Genomic DNA, 19,856 nt, shown 5'->3' on the forward strand with positions numbered 1-19,856 from the left:
GAGACTGGAGCAAGGCTTTTTTTGTTGCTTGTGTTGCGGCAGAAATCTGCGCGTAACAAATGAAAACCGCTCATCTTTGACAAATGTACGCTTTCTGGCTGTCCAATACAGCGCCTGTGGGTGGGCGTCAAGTGTGCTGAATCTGCGTATGTTTGTAATTATCTTTTAAAATCAATGCGTTAAAATTGCGGTATTATATTACCCTATAAAAGTCAGGCGATTTTTTCTCTATATTTCCGTCCGGCCTGCCGCATCACTTCAATTGCCCGCATTTTATGCCTAGATTATATCTTCTGCAGAATGTGATGCATAGCAGCATGAAAACGGAGAATGCCATGAATGAAACGGAAGTCAGATCTATCCTGCAAACCAAACATGTGATCGCGCTGGTCGGCGCTTCTCCGAATGAGGATCGTCCAAGCTTTGGTGTGATGAAATATCTGCTGGAGCATGGTTATAAAGTTATTCCGGTCAATCCGGGGCAGGCGGGGAAGCAGATATTGGGGCAGACAGTTTATGCCTCGCTCTCCGATATTCCGGAGAAGATTGATATTGTCGATGTCTTCCGCGCTTCCAATGCCGTGCCTGCAATTGTCGATGAAATTCTGGCACTGAAAACACAGCCGGATGTTTTGTGGTTGCAGCTTGAAATCAGCCATGAAGAGGCTGAAGCCAAAGCCCGCGCTGCTGGTATGCAGGTGGTGACCAATATGTGTACAAAACAGCAGCATCAGCGTCTGATCACTGCCTGATTTTAGCTTTATGTGACATTGCGGTTCAAAATTTCTGTTTTACCGCAATGTAAATCTGCGGGTAATTTATAGTTGCACCTGCGGAAAAAGATAATAGTTTGCGTGTATTATAGTGATAAGCGGAATCTTTTTCTTTGCTTGTGCGAGAGTAAAATTCTAACCTGACCCAAATTGTTTATTTTGGGGAGTAGAGAATGTCCAAGCGCAGCCCGGGTTTTGATACACTTGCTATTCATGCAGGCGCAAAACCGGATCCGACAACCGGTGCCCGCACCACGCCGATTTATCAGACTGCATCCTATGTTTTTGATGATGTGGATCATGCTGCCGCTTTGTTCGGCCTGCAGGCATTCGGCAATATCTATACCCGTCTGACCAACCCGACCACTGCGGTTCTGGAAGAGCGCGTTGCAGCGCTTGAAGGCGGCACAGCTGCGGTTGCGACTGCATCCGGCCATGCTGCTCAGTTGCTGGTTTTCCATAATCTGCTGCGCACCGGCGATAATTTCATCGCTGCGAACAAGCTTTATGGCGGTTCGATCAATCAGTTCGGCAATGCTTTTAAGTCTTTCGGCTGGGAAGTGCGCTGGGGTGATGTGGACGATGTTTCCAGCTTCGAGAAACAGATCGACGACAAAACCCGTGCGATCTTTGTTGAAAGTCTGGCCAATCCGGGCGGTATCGTTGTTGATATCGCAGCGATTGCGGAAATCGCGCATAAGCACGGTCTGCCGCTGATCGTTGATAATACAATGGCATCGCCATATCTGATCCGTCCGATCGAACATGGTGCAGATATTGTTGTGCACTCGCTGACTAAATTCATCGGTGGTCATGGCAATTCCATGGGCGGTATTCTGGTCGATGGCGGTACATTTGACTGGTCGAAATCCGGCAATTACCCGATGCTGAGCGAGCCACGTCCTGAATATGCCGGTGCGGAACTACACAAAACCTTCGGTAATATTGCTTTTGCGATTGCAGCACGCACACTCGGTTTGCGTGATTTTGGTCCGGCGATTTCTCCGTTCAACTCGTTCCAGATTTTGGCCGGCATTGAAACTCTGCCGCTCCGTATGCAGCGTCATTGCGACAATGCGCTGAAAGTAGCTCAGTGGCTGGAAAAGCACGAGAAAGTTTCATGGGTGCGTTATGCCGGTCTGCCGACTGACAAATATCACGCTCTGCAGCAGAAATATTCGCCAAAAGGCGGCGGCGCGGTTTTCACCTTCGGTCTGAAGGGCGGCTATGAAGCCGGTAAGACTTTTGCGAACTCGCTGGAACTGTTCTCACTGCTGGCCAATATCGGCGATACGCGCTCGCTGGTTATTCATCCGGCATCAACCACCCATCGCCAGCTGACTGACGAACAAAAAGTTGCTGCCGGTGCCGGACCTGAAGTGGTGCGTCTGTCGATTGGTATTGAAGATGCTGACGATATTATCGCTGATCTTGAACAGGCTTTGGCAAAGATCGCCTGATGTCGCTGTTGCTGCCTGTAAACACAGAGTCTGAACCGGAACTTGGTGCGCCCGCAGAAGGGCGTATCATTTCCGGCAATCCGCAGTTCAGAACATGGAATGCGGAGGAGACCTCAGACGGGCTTTATGCCGGTATCTGGGAGTCGACAGTTGGTAAATGGCATGTCGCTTATGATGAGTGGGAGTTCTTCCAGCTGATCAGCGGTGTGTCTGTGGTGACGGAAGAAGGCAAAGAGCCGGTCACTTTGCGGGCAGGCGATAGTTTCATCATCAGACCGGGCTTTAAAGGTACATGGGAAGTTATTGAAACGACTCGTAAAACCTATGTGATAAAGCTTTAAACTTATACTGTCTGAAATAGAAAACGCCGCGTCCTATGGGACGCGGCGTTTTTGTTTTTACCATTCCAGTTTCAGGCTTTGCATGCCGTGGAAATGATAGGTGTCGCCATAAAGCGGTGGCTCGGCAAAACGGATATTCGGCAGGCGTTTGAACAATGTTGCCAGAGAAACCTGCATTTCCAAGCGTGCCAGCGGTGCGCCGATGCAGAAATGGATACCGGCTCCGAAGGAAACATTCTTCTGATCCGGACGCTCCGGCCAGAAACGGTCTGGTTGCTCAAAAGCCTGATAATCGCGGTTGCCGGAACCAAGTAGCAGACCAAGTTGTTCACCGGCTTTGAGCGTTACGCCTTCAGCAATTTCAGTCTCATTATAGGCATAGCGGGTGAACATATGCAGCGGTGCATCAAAGCGCAGGCTTTCCTCAACTACAGCAGCTGTTGATTCCGGCGTTGCAAACAGAGCGCGATGATCCAGTCCGCTTTGCAGAATGGTCTTAACCGCATTGCCTGTCTGATTGACCGTTGCTTCATGTCCAGCATTGAGCAGCAGAATACAAGTGGTAATCAACTCATCTTCCGAGAGCTTGGCACCGTTTTCTTCTGCGGCAAGCAACAGGCTCAGTAGGTCATCACCCGGATTTTTGCGACGCTGCGCAGCATAGTCACGCAGATAGTCGGAGAATTCTTTGGCTGCCTGATTGGCACTGTCTTCCACCTCGCGAGTGGCATTGTGCATATACATGTTGACCATGCGATGCGACCAGTCGAGCAGCTGTGGGGCATTGTCGGTCGGCACACCCAGCATTTCGGCAATCACCACCACCGGAATAGGGGTGGCGAAGGCTGGCATCAGGTCGACATGGCCTTGGTGCTCAAAACCATCAATTAACTCATTGGCGAGCTTTTCAATGCGGGGACGCAGACGCTCGACCTGACGGGAGACAAAAGCACGATTAACGAGGGTGCGCAGACGGGTATGCACCGGCGGCTCAATTTCGAGCATGGAGTGACGCTCAACGCCGTCGAAATCTTTGAGATGTTCACGATTAATAGCATTGGCGCGGTAGCCGCCCGGTTCTTCACGGCCAAAACGGCGGTCGCGGAACAGCTTGTTGATGTCGTCATAACCGGCAAAGCACCAGAAACCGTAATCTTCCCAGAAAAACACCCGCGCATTGTGATGCAGCCATGCGTAAGCTGCATAGGGATTCTGCACGAACTCCGGCTGATGCGGATCAATCCGCACATGGCGGGTCGCAGGATCAAAATGGAGATAGTCAGGTTTTACAGAGGCGCTTGGTATGTGATTCATCAGGCTTTCATCGCATTACTATTCAGAATGAGTATGCGACTATAGAAGCAGATGAGGGAGATGTGCAGCGTGACAAAGCGCGGCATGGGGAGCGGATTTGATTAAATACGCTATTCGTTAAGGTTGTGGTGTTGCAGGTAGAATTTTTGCAGCAGTATCAAATAATGTATGTAGTTCAGAGCCCAAAAAATAAAGTGAACCAACAATCGCCAAGGCTATAAAACAAGCAATAAGACTATACTCAACTGCAGATGCGCCGTTTTGTGACTTCCAGAATTTTTGCTTTTGCATAGTTTTCACCTGATACGACGGTTAATCGAATAGGCCACTAGAGAAATCCGCCCGGCTGTTGCCGGACGGATTCGAAACTTTAAGCTTAATAAGCTAGCCACTTATTGTTAGTTGCCAGCAGGAGGGGTAGTTGCAGTTTGAAGAGCAGTACCAACGGTATTGAATGTTGCCTGGATACGAGTGCCGAGGAAGGTTACAGCACCAATAATAACAACAGCGATCAGAGCGGCAATCAGGCCGTATTCGATTGCAGTTGCACCGTCTTCATTTTTGCGGAAGCGCTTAAAAATTGCTTTCATTGCCTTAACTCCAGATAGTTCTTTTCGTTATGGTCTTGCTGACCTGTTACGACTTATAGCCTGAAGAGTGTTTTTCAAGGCTTAAATTACATAGTAAATGAAGTTTAAGCATTGAACTTGCTTAATGAATTACTTTTATTGTGCCTGTCGTGAATTGCTTTGTATATTCAAAAATTAAAATATGACTTTATTTTCAATATCTTAAATGATGTATCTAAAAAGAAATGCCCCTGAGACGTTGCTTGGTCCCAGGGGCATAAATATTCGGATCATTGGAAAACAGACGGAATATCAATGAAAAACCGTTTATTTCCTGACGGAAGAATTAAAAATCCCAATCATCATCTTCTGTAGCAACGGCTTTACCGATCACATAGCTGGAGCCGGAGCCAGAGAAGAAGTCGTGATTCTCATCAGCATTCGGTGAAAGCGATGACAGAATCGCCGGATTAACATTGGTCACAGTACTCGGGAACAGTGGCTCATAACCGAGATTCATCAGCGCTTTGTTTGCATTGTAATGCAGGAATTTTTTGACATCTTCGGTCAGGCCGGTGCCGTCATAAAGCGCTTCTGTATATTTGGTTTCAACCTCATAGAGATCAAGCAGCATCGAGAAGGCGAAATCTTTCAGCTCTTCCTTGCGGGCTTCGCTCTCTTTTTCCAGAGCCACCTGATATTTATAGCCGATATAATAGCCGTGCACGGCCTCATCGCGGATAATCAGGCGGATAAGATCGGCAGTATTGGTCAGTTTCGCACGGCTTGACCAGTACATTGGCAGATAGAAACCGGAATAGAACAGGAAGCTTTCCAGATAAACACTGGCGATTTTGCGCTTCATCGGATCATCAGATTTATACTCATTGATGATCAGAGCTGCTTTGCGCTGCAAATGCGGGTTTTCTTCACTCCAGCGATAGGCATCATCCACATCCGGTGTCGAACACAGAGTGGAAAAAATGGAGGAGTAGGAGCGGGCATGAACCGCTTCCATGAAGCTGATATTCGACAGAACAGCTTCTTCATGCGGGGTCACAGCATCCGGCATCAGGGAGATGGAGCCGATGGTGTTCTGAATGGTGTCCAGCAGGGTCAGGCCGGTGAAAACACGGATAGTCAGTGTTTTTTCTGCCGGTGTCAGCGTGCCCCAGGACGGAATATCATTGGACAGCGGAACTTTTTCCGGCAGCCAGAAATTACCGGTCAGACGGTTCCATACTTCGAGATCTTTATCATCCTCGATACGGTTCCAGTTAACAGCCTTGGTGGCGCAGACGAGTTTAGGTTGGGCGTTCATAACGTGCTCTGATCTGTTCGGATGAACCGTCTGCTCTGCGGCAGACGGTTTTATATAAAAGGATAGGGTTTAAAGGGTGCAGGAAACGCAGCCTTCTACCTGTGTGCCTTCCAGAGCCATCTGGCGCAGGCGGATATAGTAGATAGTTTTGATTCCCTTGCGCCATGCATAGATCTGCGCCTTGTTGATATCGCGTGTTGTTGCGGTATCACGGAAGAACAGTGTGAGCGACAGACCCTGATCCACATGCTGCGTCGCTGCTGCATAGGTATCGATGATCTTCTCGGCACCGATCTCATAGGCATCCTGATAATAATCGAGATTATCATTGCTCATGAACGGGGCAGGGTAATAAACGCGGCCGATCTTACCTTCCTTGCGGATTTCAATCTTGGACGCAATCGGATGGATCGAGGAGGTCGAATTGTTGATGTAAGAAATCGAACCTGTCGGCGGAACAGCCTGAAGGTTACGGTTATACATACCATGCGCCATCACCGATTTGCGCAGTTCTTCCCAGTCCGCCTGTGTCGGGATCGTAACACCTGCTGTTTCAAACAGTTCACGAACGCGGGCAGTTTCGGGTTCCCAGACCTTGTCAGTATATTTGTCGAAGAAAGTGCCGTCGGCATATTTTGAATCTTCAAAGCCGACAAAGCTTGACTTGCGATCCATTGCAATGCGGTTGGACGCTTTAATTGCGTGATAGGTCACGGTGTAGAAATAGATATTGGTGAAATCCACACCTTCTTCAGAACCGTAGAAAATGCGTTCACGTGCCAGATAGCCGTGCAGGTTCATCTGACCCAGACCGATCGCGTGTGATTCATCATTGCCGCGGGCAATTGATGGCACGGAATTGATCTTGCTCATATCCGACACAGCGGTCAGCGCACGGATTGATGTTTCAACGGTCTTGCCGAAATCCGGTGAGTCCATGGTCATCGCAATATTGAGCGAACCGAGGTTACAGGAAATATCTTTGCCGATATGTTCGTAATTCAGATCATCTTTATAGGTGCTGGCTTCGCTGACCTGAAGAATTTCAGAGCAGAGATTGCTCATGGTGATGCGGCCGGCAATCGGATTGGCTGCATTCACGGTGTCTTCGAACATGATATATGGGTAGCCGGATTCGAACTGAATTTCCGCCAGTGTCTGGAAGAAGGCGCGTGCCTTGATCTTCTGCTTGCGGATACGGCCGTCATCAACCATTTCGCGATATTTGTCGCTCACGGAAATTTCCGTGAAAGGTACACCGTAAACGCGTTCCACATCATATGGCGAGAACAGATACATATCCTCGTCATTCTTCGCCAGTTCAAAGGTGATATCCGGAATCACCACGCCGAGCGACAGGGTTTTAATGCGGATTTTTTCATCGGCATTTTCGCGCTTGGTATCGAGGAAGCGCATAATGTCCGGATGGTGGGCATTGAGGTAAACCGCACCGGCACCCTGACGCGCACCGAGCTGGTTCGCATAGGAAAATGCATCTTCGAGCAGCTTCATGATCGGAATAATACCGGAAGACTGATTCTCGATCATTTTGATCGGCGCGCCATGTTCACGGATATTGGTGAGCGAGAAGGCCACACCACCGCCGCGCTTGGAGAGCTGCAGTGCAGAATTGATCGAACGGCCGATCGATTCCATATTGTCTTCCATGCGCAGCAGGAAGCAGGAAACCAGCTCACCGCGCTGTTTTTTACCGGCATTGAGGAAGGTCGGTGTCGCAGGCTGGAAACGGCCGGACAGCACTTCTTCCATGATCGAGATCGCCAGAGCCTCGTCGCCGTCGGCAAGTGCCAATGCAACCATGCAAACGCGGTCTTCATAACGTTCCAGATAGCGCAGACCGTCAAAAGTCTTCAGCGTATAGCTGGTGTAATATTTGAACGCGCCGAGGAAGGTCGGGAAGCGGAACTTCTTTTTATAAGCGAGATTGAAGAGATTCTGGACGAATTCAAAAGAATACAGATCCAGCACTTCTTTTTCGTAATAATTCTGAGTCACCAGATAATCGAGTTTCTCTTCCAGATTGTGGAAGAAAACCGTGTTCTGGTTCACATGCTGGAGAAAATACTGGCGAACGGCCTTGCGATCCATATCAAACTGGATCTCACCATTCGGACCGAACAGGTTCAGCATGGCATTCAGCGCATGATAGTCCATTGCCGGAGTGTCCTTTTTAGAACTCCCGTTGTTTGAACTGTTGATGTTGTTCTTTTCTGTCCGTTCAAGCTCAAGAGTCGCCACAGTTTTTCCAATTCATTTTTCGGCCAATATGTGTTGGCCAATTTATTTGTCGGTATGTGCAAAACAAAGACCGGCTTCGCTTTCACATCTGTTCACAATACTGATCCGGATTTTCGTTTGAGAAAACGGACAGCAATTTAATTTCGTTGTTGAACCCTGTATGGGCTCAGAAGTCAGGCAGCGAGGTCTGCCTGCCAGAATTTTCGCAGACCATTCCGCACATTGATAACGTCATCATCCGTTCCGGCCAGTTCATAGCGATACAGAAACGGCACCTGACATTTCTCGGATATGACATTGCCGGCAAGACAATAGGTTGCACCGAAATTACGGTTGCCACCGGCAATCACACCGCGAATAAAGGAACGGTTGGCACTGTCATTCAGAAAACGGATCACAGGCTTGGGAACAGCACCGCGTCCGTCCCCGCCGGCATAGGTTGCGACAACCAGCACAAAAGGTTGTGTCACCTGTAAAAGATCGGCCTTCATGCTGCACGGAATACGCAGAGCAGGCAGTCCGGTTTTTGTGACAAAGCGATGCGTATTTTGCGTGCCGCTTGAAAAATAGACGAGCATGCTCATAGCCACTTCCTCATGTTAAATCTCCAGTGAGACACTGAAGTCAAACAAAGACCCTCTATATATAGTGGCACCAGTCCGGCTTTGCAGCCAATGCTGTGCATTATACAGGAAGAGGGCATAGCTTTTGTGATTTGCCTGAAATGCCGTTTCTGGTTCCGGCTTCTGCCCGTCTTGCAAAGCGAAAGACGGGCAGAGAATTACCGGCCAGATTGAACAGTCAGGCGGATTGTCCGGATATGACAGTCAAACCGGAACGCTCAGGCCATTATAATTAAGCCAGCGCGCTGATCATGTCAGGGCGGAAGCCTGCCCAATGTGTGTCACCGGCAACAACAACAGGAACCTGCATATAACCGAGACGTTTAACTGTGTCGTAGCCTTCTGCATCTGCAGAAATATCAATGATGTTGAAATCGATTCCCTGACGTTCCAGAGCGCGATAGGTGGCGGTGCACTGAACGCAGGCTGGCTTGCTGTAAACAGTAATGGACATCGGATTCCTCGTTTCTTGATCGCCCTGATATTTTTCAGAGACTGATATGCGTTATATGCCTGTTGATTATTCCGGAGAGAATAGTCAGCGGACATTGTAGCGGGGGCTACAGTTTCCCTTGGCAGGGCCTCATTGGTCTGCACCTTGCGGTGCCTTCTTGTATCTGCACCTGACGGTGCTCTTTTCTTTTGCACCTTGCGGTGCGGGATTCTTCGTTCCCCGGAGCGTTGTGCCCTCAAAGAACTTCTTGTTTACGCTTCCCTGTATTCCTCACCGTTATGGTTCATCCAGAGACGCACCGGCGGTGATAAATCCGAGCATTGTGGTTCCGCCGCTTTTGAAACGAGAGGGCGGAGGCCTTTCAGGTGCAAAGCGCACCTTTAAATCTGCTGCACAAACTGCGGTTATTCCGCAAAACGCATGCTGAACTTGCTTAAACTGATAAGAACGGAACGGACGGCGGGAGAGGCTGGAAGGAACAGCTCACAGAGGAGCCGGATGCGTCATCAGAGATGGTCGTATAAAGCCATCGGGCGAAGATTCGCTCTGACCGCTGACAAATCTGCTGAAACAGGTTTCTGAACGGCAGATGCTGACATCTGTTTGTTTTCCGATCCCTGAAAAGCAGCTCTGACCTTGCGCATAACCTGATTCCTGTTGCCTTGCTGAAATGTGATCTGTGTGCCTGCGATACTAAAAACAACACCGGCGCAACGGATCACATTTCTTCCGTCTTCAACATTCCCGGAGCCTGTTGATAACAACAAGTTCCGATTCTCCGCCGGAAAGGAGTTACCTCCTGAGAACCGGCAAAAATTTCGACGCAACTATCCCGGATCGCATTGCGTATCGCCGGTTTCATTGTGCCTGATAAAGCCGTTTTGAGCGTGGTTGCGAAGCTGCGGTTTGCAGAATCGAAGAACCGCTCAAGACACTATATATGGTATATGTTATGAATTTTTCGTCAATACCTATGGTGTCTCTCTGATAATTTTACCCGCTATACACAGGGCTGAATTAATATGTGGAGATGTGCCAAAAGGGCATCAGCAGGGTCGGCAGGCGTGCTGCCACCGCTCAGCTTGATTCTTAACTGCAGCATATAAGATATGAGCGGTTTTGGGGCGGAATCTTTGCTGTTTCCGGGCAGATTCTTTTCTTTACAAAAGCGGCCGGAGCGGGCAGGCGATTCTTAAATGAGGCGGAGAAGAAGTGCAGAAAGGAAGATGTGAGGATAGAGCATTTCACAGTCAAGTTGGATCAACTTGATGCCCGTGATAATGCGATCAAATAAAGAATCTAGAGCGAGCACTGTGATTCAATCTGGACGTAAACCGCTCTAGTCAGTCATGAGACTGCGATTCTGCATGAAACAATTTCCGCCGAAAATTAGCGTAAGGTACAAAATGTTGATTTGCAGAAGAGGGGAGGAAATGGTGGGCGATGAGAGACTCGAACTCCCGACATCTTCGGTGTAAACGAAGCGCTCTACCAACTGAGCTAATCGCCCGCTCGCTAAAAGCGGTATGTGCTGACTTAAGTTTTCAATTATAAATATGAGCACAACATATCTATAATTGTCATTCACTGATCTGATTTCTCAGAAATGAATGGTGGGCGATGAGAGACTCGAACTCCCGACATCTTCGGTGTAAACGAAGCGCTCTACCAACTGAGCTAATCGCCCGCTCGCTTTGAAGCGGCTGTGAGGCTCGTTTAAGGAATTCTTTGACTAAGCGCAAGAGCAAAAATCAAAAATAAAACAGAAATTTGAATTAATTTTTGTTTCTTCACATTCCTGATGCCATCCCGTCATGCGTTTCGGATGATTCTTTGAATTCAGATGCTTATAGGGAGCGAGGGGGCTCGTCTTTTTATCGCGTGCTGTGCATAAAATCGGTCATTTGTGGACTGCCTATATATATAAAGTGCTCTGTTCGGGCTTTGCGCATTTTTATCCTCTTTTCGGTGAAAAACTTTCAAAAGCTCGCTTGACAGTTCATAGTGAACACATTAGACAGCGCCCATACCGAACGGAAACGTCACGGTGCCTCAAGCGAATAGCTTAAGGCTTTCAGATAATCTCTGAAAATACTGCGCGGGTGTAGCTCAGTTGGTTAGAGTGCCGGCCTGTCACGCCGGAGGTCGCGGGTTCGAGCCCCGTCACTCGCGCCACTTTCTCTTCTTACAAAATACAGTTTATGAGAAAGTGGCGCACCCCGCCTGCTTTATATTTCCCTTTGATGTCCCGATTTAAGCATTTGTTTTTAAATGCAAATTTTCTTCATTTATTTGTAAAATTTGTAAGAAAACCCTTTGATTTTAAAAATGAATCAGGGTACATACCAAATCACTTCAGCAAATGAAGTACTGCGCGGGTGTAGCTCAGTTGGTTAGAGTGCCGGCCTGTCACGCCGGAGGTCGCGGGTTCGAGCCCCGTCACTCGCGCCACTTTCTCTTCTTTAAAGTACAGTTCAGAGAAAGTGGCGCACCCCGCCAATTATCCTTTTCTATGGTCTATATATTATAATGCATATCCGCAGGGGCGGGGATTGCTGCTTGTTTTTCAATTTTGGCCGCAGGATTGCTGAAATGGTTTCGTCAGTTTCCGTGGGATGGTAGCGAATGCGATCGGGCTGATGAGCAGGGAGCTGACAGCGACGATCTCGATAATTGTCGGTGTTCCGCTGCCATTCAGCAGGATATAAGCGAATATCCCGGTGGTTGCGGATAGGAGTGCGGCGGTCAGAGGGATTAATCCTGTAATGGCGCCAAGTGGTGTGTGCATTGGCATTTCCCATAAAAATAAATCAAAAAATATCAGGTTTTAAAATACATTGATTCACCTGCAGGCTGATTACGCATTTTGCATGATGTGCCGCATGAGGTGAGGGGCGACTCGCCTTGCGGCGTGAAACAGATTCTTTTTAGCCTGCAAATCAGAGCTGAATGATTTTTACGGAAATTTGTGTAATATAGTGGTGTGATGACTGCTGGTGTCTGCGCAAAACGCGGGCGGCACGGAGTTGTTAACAGGATGGCTTTTATTAATCATATCCGTGTGAGCGCAGGGCAGTCATGTGCTTTAAAGGCTTGCGCAAACGGGTTGACTGCGGTAACCGTCCCCACACAAAGCACTGTATTCGCACGGCACGCCATTTGAAGCTGTTTGGGCGAGATTGATTGTAAGGTGCAATGTGTCACATGGCTGTAGCCGTCAAATGGCTTATGTAGTGCACAACTTTACATCTTGAAGCCGGAAATAGGGTAATGAACGAGCTTTTAAGTTCCTATCTGCCGATCGTCATTTTTATTGGCGTGGCAATGGTGATCGGAATTGCGTTGCTGGTAGCGCCGTTCCTGGTCGCGTACAGACAGCCGGATCCAGAAAAACTGTCCGCCTATGAGTGCGGATTTAACGCATTTGACGATGCGCGCATGAAATTCGACGTGCGTTTCTATCTGGTATCCATTCTTTTCATCATCTTCGACCTTGAAGTTGCATTCCTGTTCCCGTGGGCTGTGTCCTTCGGTGAAATTGGTATGTTTGGTTTCTGGTCCATGATGGTCTTCCTTGGTGTACTCACCATCGGCTTCATTTATGAATGGAAGAAGGGAGCCCTCGAATGGGATTGACCTCTGGCCAAAACACTATGTCTTCTAATGCCAATATGGGTGGCGGGACGCTGATAGCTCCCCGCCCTAAGGGTATTATTGATCCGAATACCGGTAAGCTGATCGGTCAGGATGATGCGTTTTTCGGTGAGCTGAATAATGAACTGTCCGATAAGGGCTTCATTGTTACCTCTGCTGATGCATTGATTACATGGGCGCGCACCGGCTCGCTGATGTGGATGACTTTCGGTCTGGCCTGCTGTGCTGTGGAAATGATGCATATTTCCATGCCGCGCTATGATGCCGAGCGTTTCGGTATTGCGCCGCGTGCGTCTCCGCGTCAGTCCGACGTAATGATTGTTGCAGGTACGCTGACCAATAAAATGGCACCGGCACTGCGCAAGGTTTACGACCAGATGCCGGAGCCGCGCTATGTGATCTCCATGGGCTCCTGCGCGAATGGCGGCGGTTATTACCATTACTCCTATTCTGTTGTGCGTGGTTGTGACCGTGTTGTTCCGGTTGATATCTATGTGCCGGGCTGCCCTCCGACCGCTGAAGCACTGCTCTACGGCATTCTCATGCTGCAGAAGAAGATTCGCCGCACCGGTACGATTGAGCGTTGATTGGGGGATATGATGATTCAAGAAGCTCTCAATGAACTCTCGGCCTATCTGTCCGAACGCCTCGAAGGCAAAATCGATGAAACCTCACTGCGTTACGGTGAACTGAGCATCACTGTGCCGGGCAGTCAGATTATTTCTGTGCTGACATTCCTGCGCGATGATGTGCAGTGCCAGTTCGTGAATTTCACCGATCTGAGCGGTGTGGACTATCCGGGCCGCGTCAATCGTTTTGATGTGGTCTATCAGCTGATGTCGCCGCGTCATAACCTGCGTATCCGCATTCGTGTCATCACCGATGAAGATACACCGGTGCCATCAATCACCGGCGTTTATCCGGGTGCATTGTGGTACGAGCGTGAAGCTTACGACATGTACGGCATTCTGTTCTCCGGTCATCCGGATTTGCGCCGTCTGCTGACAGATTACGGTTTTGAAGGTCATCCGCTGCGTAAGGATTTCCCGCTGACCGGTTTTGTCGAAGTCCGTTATGATGATCAGGTCAAACGCGTTGTTTACGAGCCGGTTGAGCTGCGTCAGGAATTCCGTAATTTTGATTTCTTGTCCCCGTGGGAAGCAACAGATTATGTGCTTCCGGGTGATGAGAAAGCGAAGTCAAATTAATCTGTCACGTTAGCTGAAGGATTTAAAAATGTCTGATGGTGCTAAGTTGGAAGGTCGCTGCCTCTGTGGTTCAGTGCAGTTTTCGGCGAAGCCTGTGAATGACGAAATGGGCGCCTGCCACTGTTCAATGTGCCGCCGTTGGTCCGGCGGTGTGTTTCTCTGTGTGGATTGCGGAGACAGTCTTGAAATCACCAAAGGTGATGATCTCGGCTTTTACGGTTCATCCGCATGGGGTGAACGCGGTTTCTGCAAAGTCTGCGGCTCCACTCTGATGTGGCGCATGCAGGATGGTTCTCATAATGTTGTTTCCGTTCAGGCGTTTGAAAATCCTTCGCAATTCAGGTTTACAACAGAGATTTATATCGACTGTAAGCCTGATAGTTACGCTTTTGCCAATGATACGAGCAAAATGACGGAAGCAGAGTTTCTGGCAGCTTTTGCCTCTACACAGGATGCCGAGAATGGCTGAGACACAAGTAAGAAATTTTAATATCAACTTCGGCCCGCAGCATCCGGCGGCGCACGGCGTTCTGCGTCTGGTGCTTGAGCTCGATGGTGAAGTTGTGGCGCGTGTTGATCCGCATATCGGTCTGCTGCATCGCGGTACCGAAAAGCTGATGGAAGCCAAAACCTATCTGCAGGCTGTGCCTTATCTCGACCGCCTCGATTATGTGGCGCCGATGAATCAGGAGCACGCTTATGCGCTGGCGGTTGAGCGCCTGCTCGGTATTGATGTGCCGAAGCGCGGTCAGCTGATCCGTGTACTTTACTCGGAAATCGGCCGTATTCTCAATCACCTGCTGAACGTAACCACACAGGCTATGGACGTTGGTGCACTGACACCGCCGCTCTGGGGCTTTGAAGAGCGTGAAAAGCTGATGGTGTTCTATGAGCGCGCTTGCGGCGCCCGTATGCACGCAGCCTATTTCCGTCCGGGCGGCGTTCATCAGGATCTGCCTGAGCAGCTGGTTCAGGATATTGCCAACTGGATTGATCCGTTCTTCAAGACGCTGAACAATCTGGACAATCTGATTACCGGCAACCGTATTTTCAAACAGCGTAACGTTGATATCGGCGTTGTGTCTCTGGATGATGCATGGGCATGGGGTTTCTCCGGTGTCATGGTGCGCGGTTCGGGTGCAGCATGGGATCTGCGTAAATCGCAGCCTTATGAATGCTATAATGAAATGGAATTCGACATTCCGATCGGTAAGAACGGCGACTGCTATGACCGCTATCTGATCCGTATGGAAGAAATGCGCCAGTCCGCTTCCATCATGCGCCAGTGCTGTGAACTGCTGCTCGGTAAAGAGCGCGTCGGCCCTGTGTCGAACATGGACAATAAGATTGTTCCGCCGAAACGTGGCGAAATGAAACGCTCGATGGAAGCTCTCATCCATCATTTCAAGCTTTACACTGAAGGTTACCATGTGCCGGAAGGCGAGGTATATGCCGCAGTGGAAGCACCGAAGGGTGAATTCGGTGTTTATCTGGTGTCTGACGGCACTAATAAACCGTATCGTTGCAAATTGCGTGCACCGGGTTTTGCTCATCTTCAGGCCATGGATTTCCTGTGTCGCGGTCATATGCTGGCCGACGTCTCCGCGATCCTTGGCTCGCTCGATATTGTGTTTGGTGAGGTAGACCGCTGATGTCCGTCCGTCGTCTCGCAGATGATTCCGTTCAGCCGGCCAGCTTTTCGTTTAATGCGGAAAATCAGGCCTGGGCTGAAAAGACAATTAAGAAATTCCCTGAAGGTCGCCAGCAGTCTGCGGTTATTCCGCTGCTGATGCGTGCGCAGGAACAGGATGGCTGGGTCACCAAGGCGTCGATTGAGCATGTTGCAGCTATGCTGGAAATGCCGCTGATCCGCGTTCTGGAAGTGGCAACATTCTATACCCAGTTCCAGCTCAAGCCGGTTGGTACACGCGCCCATATTCAGGTTTGCGGTACAACACCATGCGCATTGCGCGGTGCTGAAGAGCTGATGAAAGTGTGCAAGCACAAAATTCATCATGATCCGCTGACACCAAATGCTTCGGGCACGCTGTCTTGGGAAGAAGTTGAATGTCAGGGTGCTTGCGTCAATGCGCCGATGGTCATGATCTTCAAAGACGCTTATGAAGACCTGACACCTGAACGCCTTGAAGAAATCATTGATGCTTTTGAAGCAGGCAAGGGTGATACCATCAAGCCGGGTCCGCAGATCGACCGTGATTTCTCTGCGCCGATTGGTGGTTTGACATCTTTGACGACAAGCAATCCGAAAGCGGAGGGCTGATTGATGCTGGCTGATAAAGATCGCATCTTTACAAATATTTATGGTCTGAAAGACAAATCGCTCAAAGGCGCTATGTCCCGTGGCCATTGGGACAATACCAAAGGTTTTGTCGAAAAAGGCCGTGTCTGGATCATCAATGAGATGAAGGCTTCCGGCCTTCGCGGTCGTGGCGGTGCGGGCTTCCCGACCGGCATGAAATGGTCCTTCATGCCGAAGGAAAGCGACGGTCGCCCGCATTATCTCGTCGTCAATGCCGACGAATCGGAGCCGGGCACCTGTAAAGACCGTGATATCATGCGCCACGATCCGCATACGCTGATCGAAGGCTGCGTGATTGCCGGTTGCGCAATGGGCGCACATACAGCTTACATCTATATCCGCGGTGAATTCATGCGCGAGCGTGAAGCCCTGCAGGCGGCGATTGATGAATGCTACGCAGCCGGTCTGCTTGGCAAAAACAACAAGTGCGGCTGGGATATGGACGTTTTCGTTTCCCACGGTGCGGGCGCTTATATCTGCGGTGAAGAAACTGCGTTGCTGGAAAGCCTGGAAGGCAAAAAAGGCCAGCCACGCCTGAAGCCGCCATTCCCTGCGAATATGGGTCTTTACGGCTGCCCGACCACTGTGAACAACGTGGAATCCATTGCAGTTGCTCCGACCATTCTGCGTCGCGGCGGCGCATGGTTCTCTTCCATCGGCCGTCCGAACAATGTGGGCACCAAGCTGTTCCAGATTTCCGGCCATGTGAACACACCATGCACCGTGGAAGAAGCACTTGGTATTCCGTTCCGCGAACTGATTGAAAAACATGCCGGCGGTATCCGCGGCGGTTGGGACAATCTGCTTGCAGTTATTCCGGGGGGGCATCCTGTCCTGTGGTTACCGCAGAAAATATGATGGACGCCATCATGGATTTCGACGGTATGCGCGATGTTAAGTCGTCTTTCGGTACCGGCGGTCTTATCGTTATGGATAAGTCAACCGACATCATCAAAGCGATTGCCCGTCTGTCGGCCTTCTTCAAGCACGAAAGCTGCGGCCAGTGCACGCCTTGCCGTGAAGGTACAGGCTGGATGTGGCGCGTGATGGAACGCATGGTCACCGGTAACGCGCAGAAGCGCGAAATCGACATGCTGTTCGACGTGACCAAGCAGATTGAAGGTCATACGATTTGTGCGCTTGGTGATGCGGCTGCATGGCCAATTCAGGGTCTGATCCGCAATTTCCGTCCGGAAATTGAAAAGCGTATTGATGATTATACCCGCAATGCTGTTCAGAGCCGTAATATCCGGCTCGAAGCTGCGGAATAAGCTTCAGGGCAGGCCGGTTGCGGTCTGCCCGTTCAGTCATGAAGCGGCATTGCCGCAGAATTAATATGATGCGGCGGATGCCGCGGGTTTAAAAGAATGCGGCAAGTGCCGCAGGTTTGGACAAGCGATGGCAAAGATCAAAGTTGACGGTAACGAGATCGAAGTACCCGATCACTACACGCTTCTTCAGGCAGCCGAAGAGGCTGGCGCTACCGTGCCGCGTTTCTGTTTCCACGAACGCCTCTCCATTGCCGGCAATTGCCGCATGTGCCTGGTTGAAGTTAAAGGCGGACCGCCGAAGCCGGCTGCATCCTGCGCTATGGGCGTACGCGATCTGCGTCCGGGCCCGAACGGCGAAACACCTGAAATTTTCACCAACACACCTATGGTCAAAAAGGCCCGTGAAGGTGTGATGGAATTCCTGCTCATCAACCACCCGCTGGATTGCCCGATTTGCGATCAGGCCGGTGAGTGCGATCTGCAGGATCAGGCGATGGCTTTCGGTACCGATGGTTCGCGTTACCGCGAAAACAAACGTGCTGTTGAAAATAAATATATCGGCCCTCTGGTCAAAACGATCATGACACGCTGCATTCACTGCACGCGCTGCGTTCGTTTCACCACGGAAGTTGCCGGTATCTCCGAGCTCGGCCTCACAGGTCGCGGTGAGGATGCTGAAATCACCACCTATCTCGAACGCGCAATGACCTCTGAACTGCAGGGCAATGTGATTGATCTGTGCCCGGTCGGTGCGCTGACATCCAAGCCTTACGAGTTTCAGGCACGTCCTTGGGAGCTGAACAAGACAGAATCTATCGACGTGATGGATGCGCTTGGTTCAAACATCCGCGTTGATACCCGTGGTCGTGAAGTGATGCGCATTATGCCGCGTCTGAACGAACAGGTGAACGAAGAGTGGATTTCCGACAAAACCCGTTTCATCTGGGATGGTCTGCGCACCCAGCGCCTTGACCGCCCTTATGTTCGCGTCAATGGTCGTCTGCAGGCTGCAAGCTGGAGCGAAGCATTTGCTGCGGTTAAAGCTGCTGTTGCCAAGACTTCAGCTGCCAAAATCGGCGCGATTGCCGGTGATCTGGCCAATGTGGAAGAACTCTACGCACTGAAGAGCCTGATGACCAAACTCGGTTCCGTCAATATTGACGCCCGTCAGGATGGTGTTGCGCTTGATCCTAAATTCGGCCGCGCTTCTTACATCTTCAATCCGACGATTGAAGGTATCGAACAGGCAGATGCGATTTTGATCGTGGGTTCCAACCCGCGTTTTGAAGCTTCGGTGCTCAATGCACGTATTCTGAAGCGTCAGCGTCAGGGTGGACTGCAGATTGGTCTGATCGGTGAACAGGCAGATCTGCGTTATGCTTACAACTATCTCGGCGCCGGTTCTGATACGCTGGCTCAGGTTGCAAGCGGCAAAGACAAGTTCTTTGATGTTCTGAAAAATGCACAGCGTCCGCTGATCCTGATCGGTCAGGGTGCACTGACCGGCGAAACCGGTGAGGCTGTACTGGCTCAGGCTGCTGCTTTGGCGAATGCCGTTGGCGCAGTGAGCGAAGAGTGGAACGGTTTTGCAGTTCTGCACACTGCCGCTGCCCGCGTTGGCGCTCTGGATCTCGGCTTCGTGCCGGGTGAGGGCGGTGTTAAGGCTGCTGACATGGTTGGCCAGATGGATGTGCTGTTCCTTGCCGGTGCAGATGAACTGGATCTGTCCAACAAAGGTTCGAGCTTCGTTGTCTATATCGGTACCCATGGTGATGCCGGTGCACATGCTGCTGATGTGATCCTGCCAGGTTCCACCTATACAGAAAAATCCGGTACTTATGTGAATACGGAAGGCCGCGTACAGCTGGCAAACCGTGCCGGTTTTGCTCCGGGTGAAGCCAAGGAAGACTGGGCAATCCTGCGTGCATTGTCTGATATTCTGGGCGCGAAACTGCCGTTTGACAGTCTGGCTCAGCTGCGTGCAGCGCTTTATGCGGACTATCCGCATATGGCTCAGATTGACGCAGTGGCTGCCGGTCAGGTTGCGGATATCGCAACTCTCGGTGCAAAAGCAGCTGCAGTAAAGGGCGTTGCATTTGCTTCGCCTGTCACAGATTTCTATCTGACAAACCCGATTGCCCGCGCTTCAGCTGTGATGGCTGAATGTTCCGCGCTGGCAAAGGGTGGCTTCCAGCAGGCAGCCGAATAAGCATTGATGCATACAGCTCCTTAAGCTTTCGGGTTTAAGGAGCTGATATTGCTAAATAATAAGGTTTACAGCTTGCCCTT

At 50.3% G+C, this 19,856-nt stretch carries 19 protein-coding genes, 4 tRNA genes and 1 pseudogene; 13 read left to right on the top strand and 11 right to left on the bottom strand.

Annotated features, from left to right (window positions below):
* Window positions 1–335 precede the first annotated feature (335 nt).
* The 3 genes from KHQ09_RS07855 to KHQ09_RS07865 all read left to right on the top strand — a co-directional run bounded on the left by KHQ09_RS07855 (window position 336) and on the right by KHQ09_RS07865 (window position 2,574).
* Window positions 336–752: a CoA-binding protein gene (locus KHQ09_RS07855; protein ID WP_238481591.1), complete on the top strand. Its 417-nt coding sequence runs from the start codon at window positions 336–338 to the stop codon at window positions 750–752.
* Window positions 753–946: 194 nt separating this feature from the next.
* Entirely contained in the window at window positions 947–2,233 is a 1,287-nt protein-coding gene (locus tag KHQ09_RS07860) for an O-acetylhomoserine aminocarboxypropyltransferase (protein ID WP_213597519.1), read from the top strand.
* Window positions 2,233–2,574 carry a cupin domain-containing protein gene (locus tag KHQ09_RS07865; RefSeq protein ID WP_213597521.1) on the top strand — a complete coding sequence of 114 codons (342 nt, stop codon included), beginning with the start codon at window positions 2,233–2,235 and terminating at the stop codon, window positions 2,572–2,574. Before KHQ09_RS07860 ends, KHQ09_RS07865 begins: the two co-directional genes overlap by 1 nt.
* 57 nt (window positions 2,575–2,631) lie before the next feature.
* Here KHQ09_RS07865 and KHQ09_RS07870 read toward each other — a convergent pair whose 3' ends face one another.
* The 10 genes from KHQ09_RS07870 to KHQ09_RS07915 form a co-directional block, all read right to left on the bottom strand.
* Window positions 2,632–3,888, bottom strand: coding sequence for a cytochrome P450 (locus KHQ09_RS07870; RefSeq protein ID WP_213597523.1), 1,257 nt, complete (start codon window positions 3,886–3,888; stop codon window positions 2,632–2,634).
* A 117-nt stretch (window positions 3,889–4,005) separates the two neighbouring features.
* Window positions 4,006–4,179, bottom strand: a complete 174-nt coding sequence (locus tag KHQ09_RS07875) for a Flp family type IVb pilin (RefSeq protein ID WP_213597525.1) — start codon at window positions 4,177–4,179, stop codon at window positions 4,006–4,008.
* A gap of 107 nt (window positions 4,180–4,286) precedes the next feature.
* On the bottom strand, window positions 4,287–4,478 hold the full coding sequence (locus KHQ09_RS07880) for a Flp family type IVb pilin (RefSeq protein WP_116088139.1): 192 nt from the start codon (window positions 4,476–4,478) through the stop codon (window positions 4,287–4,289).
* 325 nt (window positions 4,479–4,803) lie between these two features.
* Entirely contained in the window at window positions 4,804–5,778 is a 975-nt protein-coding gene (gene nrdF / locus KHQ09_RS07885) for a class 1b ribonucleoside-diphosphate reductase subunit beta (RefSeq protein WP_022710811.1), read from the bottom strand.
* A gap of 69 nt (window positions 5,779–5,847) precedes the next feature.
* Window positions 5,848–7,953, bottom strand: coding sequence for a class 1b ribonucleoside-diphosphate reductase subunit alpha (gene nrdE, locus KHQ09_RS07890; RefSeq protein ID WP_116088138.1), 2,106 nt, complete (start codon window positions 7,951–7,953; stop codon window positions 5,848–5,850).
* A gap of 257 nt (window positions 7,954–8,210) precedes the next feature.
* Window positions 8,211–8,621, bottom strand: coding sequence for a class Ib ribonucleoside-diphosphate reductase assembly flavoprotein NrdI (gene nrdI / locus KHQ09_RS07895; protein ID WP_022710813.1), 411 nt, complete (start codon window positions 8,619–8,621; stop codon window positions 8,211–8,213).
* 271 nt (window positions 8,622–8,892) lie between these two features.
* The gene (gene nrdH, locus KHQ09_RS07900; protein WP_022710815.1) at window positions 8,893–9,114 is read right to left on the bottom strand and encodes a glutaredoxin-like protein NrdH; all 222 of its coding nucleotides are present in this window, start codon (window positions 9,112–9,114) and stop codon (window positions 8,893–8,895) included.
* Between the two features lie 506 nt (window positions 9,115–9,620).
* Complete coding sequence (locus KHQ09_RS07905) at window positions 9,621–9,881, bottom strand: hypothetical protein (RefSeq protein WP_213597527.1); 261 nt, start codon at window positions 9,879–9,881, stop codon at window positions 9,621–9,623.
* A 667-nt stretch (window positions 9,882–10,548) separates the two neighbouring features.
* Window positions 10,549–10,624, bottom strand: a tRNA-Val gene (locus KHQ09_RS07910).
* A 101-nt stretch (window positions 10,625–10,725) separates the two neighbouring features.
* Window positions 10,726–10,801, bottom strand: a tRNA-Val gene (locus KHQ09_RS07915).
* A 411-nt stretch (window positions 10,802–11,212) separates the two neighbouring features.
* Between KHQ09_RS07915 and KHQ09_RS07920 the strand changes: the two genes are divergently transcribed.
* Window positions 11,213–11,289: transfer RNA gene (locus KHQ09_RS07920), tRNA-Asp, on the top strand.
* A gap of 199 nt (window positions 11,290–11,488) precedes the next feature.
* A tRNA-Asp gene (locus KHQ09_RS07925) sits at window positions 11,489–11,565 on the top strand.
* Between the two features lie 115 nt (window positions 11,566–11,680).
* Here KHQ09_RS07925 and KHQ09_RS07930 read toward each other — a convergent pair.
* Window positions 11,681–11,902 (bottom strand): hypothetical protein, encoded by a 222-nt coding sequence (locus KHQ09_RS07930; RefSeq protein WP_213597529.1) that lies wholly within the window; start codon window positions 11,900–11,902, stop codon window positions 11,681–11,683.
* A gap of 482 nt (window positions 11,903–12,384) precedes the next feature.
* Here KHQ09_RS07930 and KHQ09_RS07935 point away from each other — a divergent pair, with 482 nt between their 5' ends.
* The 8 genes and pseudogenes from KHQ09_RS07935 (at window position 12,385) to nuoG (ending at window position 19,776) form a co-directional block, all read left to right on the top strand.
* Window positions 12,385–12,750, top strand: a complete 366-nt coding sequence (locus KHQ09_RS07935; protein WP_022711745.1) for an NADH-quinone oxidoreductase subunit A — start codon at window positions 12,385–12,387, stop codon at window positions 12,748–12,750.
* 35 nt (window positions 12,751–12,785) lie between these two features.
* Window positions 12,786–13,355, top strand: a complete 570-nt coding sequence (locus KHQ09_RS07940) for a NuoB/complex I 20 kDa subunit family protein (RefSeq protein ID WP_033316155.1) — start codon at window positions 12,786–12,788, stop codon at window positions 13,353–13,355.
* 12 nt (window positions 13,356–13,367) lie between these two features.
* On the top strand, window positions 13,368–13,976 hold the full coding sequence (locus KHQ09_RS07945) for an NADH-quinone oxidoreductase subunit C (RefSeq protein ID WP_028233835.1): 609 nt from the start codon (window positions 13,368–13,370) through the stop codon (window positions 13,974–13,976).
* A 28-nt stretch (window positions 13,977–14,004) separates the two neighbouring features.
* Entirely contained in the window at window positions 14,005–14,445 is a 441-nt protein-coding gene (locus KHQ09_RS07950; RefSeq protein WP_213597531.1) for a GFA family protein, read from the top strand.
* Entirely contained in the window at window positions 14,438–15,628 is a 1,191-nt protein-coding gene (locus KHQ09_RS07955; RefSeq protein WP_022711741.1) for an NADH-quinone oxidoreductase subunit D, read from the top strand. Before KHQ09_RS07950 ends, KHQ09_RS07955 begins: the two co-directional genes overlap by 8 nt.
* The gene (gene nuoE, locus KHQ09_RS07960) at window positions 15,628–16,257 is read left to right on the top strand and encodes an NADH-quinone oxidoreductase subunit NuoE (RefSeq protein WP_213597533.1); all 630 of its coding nucleotides are present in this window, start codon (window positions 15,628–15,630) and stop codon (window positions 16,255–16,257) included. The genes KHQ09_RS07955 and nuoE overlap by 1 nt, the downstream gene beginning before the upstream one ends.
* A gap of 3 nt (window positions 16,258–16,260) precedes the next feature.
* Window positions 16,261–17,567 (top strand): annotated as a pseudogene (gene nuoF, locus KHQ09_RS07965) (NADH-quinone oxidoreductase subunit NuoF).
* A gap of 127 nt (window positions 17,568–17,694) precedes the next feature.
* Complete coding sequence (nuoG, locus tag KHQ09_RS07970; RefSeq protein WP_213597537.1) at window positions 17,695–19,776, top strand: NADH-quinone oxidoreductase subunit NuoG; 2,082 nt, start codon at window positions 17,695–17,697, stop codon at window positions 19,774–19,776.
* The last annotated feature ends 80 nt before the right edge of the window (window positions 19,777–19,856 follow it).

This window comes from Pseudochrobactrum algeriensis, assembly GCF_018436245.1.
Taxonomy (GTDB): Bacteria; Pseudomonadota; Alphaproteobacteria; order Rhizobiales; family Rhizobiaceae; genus Pseudochrobactrum; species Pseudochrobactrum saccharolyticum.

Bases quoted from the DNA above. Each gene is read 5' to 3' on its own strand.
- KHQ09_RS07855 (WP_238481591.1), top strand. From the start codon at position 336: ATGAATGAAACGGAAGTCAGATCTATCCTGCAAACCAAACATGTGATC.
- KHQ09_RS07860 (WP_213597519.1), top strand. From the start codon at position 947: ATGTCCAAGCGCAGCCCGGGTTTTGATACACTTGCTATTCATGCAGGC.
- KHQ09_RS07865 (WP_213597521.1), top strand. From the start codon at position 2,233: ATGTCGCTGTTGCTGCCTGTAAACACAGAGTCTGAACCGGAACTTGGT.
- KHQ09_RS07870 (WP_213597523.1), bottom strand. From the start codon at position 3,888: ATGAATCACATACCAAGCGCCTCTGTAAAACCTGACTATCTCCATTTT.
- KHQ09_RS07875 (WP_213597525.1), bottom strand. From the start codon at position 4,179: ATGCAAAAGCAAAAATTCTGGAAGTCACAAAACGGCGCATCTGCAGTT.
- KHQ09_RS07880 (WP_116088139.1), bottom strand. From the start codon at position 4,478: ATGAAAGCAATTTTTAAGCGCTTCCGCAAAAATGAAGACGGTGCAACT.
- nrdF (WP_022710811.1), bottom strand. From the start codon at position 5,778: ATGAACGCCCAACCTAAACTCGTCTGCGCCACCAAGGCTGTTAACTGG.
- nrdE (WP_116088138.1), bottom strand. From the start codon at position 7,953: ATGGACTATCATGCGCTGAATGCCATGCTGAACCTGTTCGGTCCGAAT.
- nrdI (WP_022710813.1), bottom strand. From the start codon at position 8,621: ATGAGCATGCTCGTCTATTTTTCAAGCGGCACGCAAAATACGCATCGC.
- nrdH (WP_022710815.1), bottom strand. From the start codon at position 9,114: ATGTCCATTACTGTTTACAGCAAGCCAGCCTGCGTTCAGTGCACCGCC.
- KHQ09_RS07930 (WP_213597529.1), bottom strand. From the start codon at position 11,902: ATGCACACACCACTTGGCGCCATTACAGGATTAATCCCTCTGACCGCC.
- KHQ09_RS07935 (WP_022711745.1), top strand. From the start codon at position 12,385: ATGAACGAGCTTTTAAGTTCCTATCTGCCGATCGTCATTTTTATTGGC.
- KHQ09_RS07940 (WP_033316155.1), top strand. From the start codon at position 12,786: ATGGGTGGCGGGACGCTGATAGCTCCCCGCCCTAAGGGTATTATTGAT.
- KHQ09_RS07945 (WP_028233835.1), top strand. From the start codon at position 13,368: ATGATTCAAGAAGCTCTCAATGAACTCTCGGCCTATCTGTCCGAACGC.
- KHQ09_RS07950 (WP_213597531.1), top strand. From the start codon at position 14,005: ATGTCTGATGGTGCTAAGTTGGAAGGTCGCTGCCTCTGTGGTTCAGTG.
- KHQ09_RS07955 (WP_022711741.1), top strand. From the start codon at position 14,438: ATGGCTGAGACACAAGTAAGAAATTTTAATATCAACTTCGGCCCGCAG.
- nuoE (WP_213597533.1), top strand. From the start codon at position 15,628: ATGTCCGTCCGTCGTCTCGCAGATGATTCCGTTCAGCCGGCCAGCTTT.
- nuoG (WP_213597537.1), top strand. From the start codon at position 17,695: ATGGCAAAGATCAAAGTTGACGGTAACGAGATCGAAGTACCCGATCAC.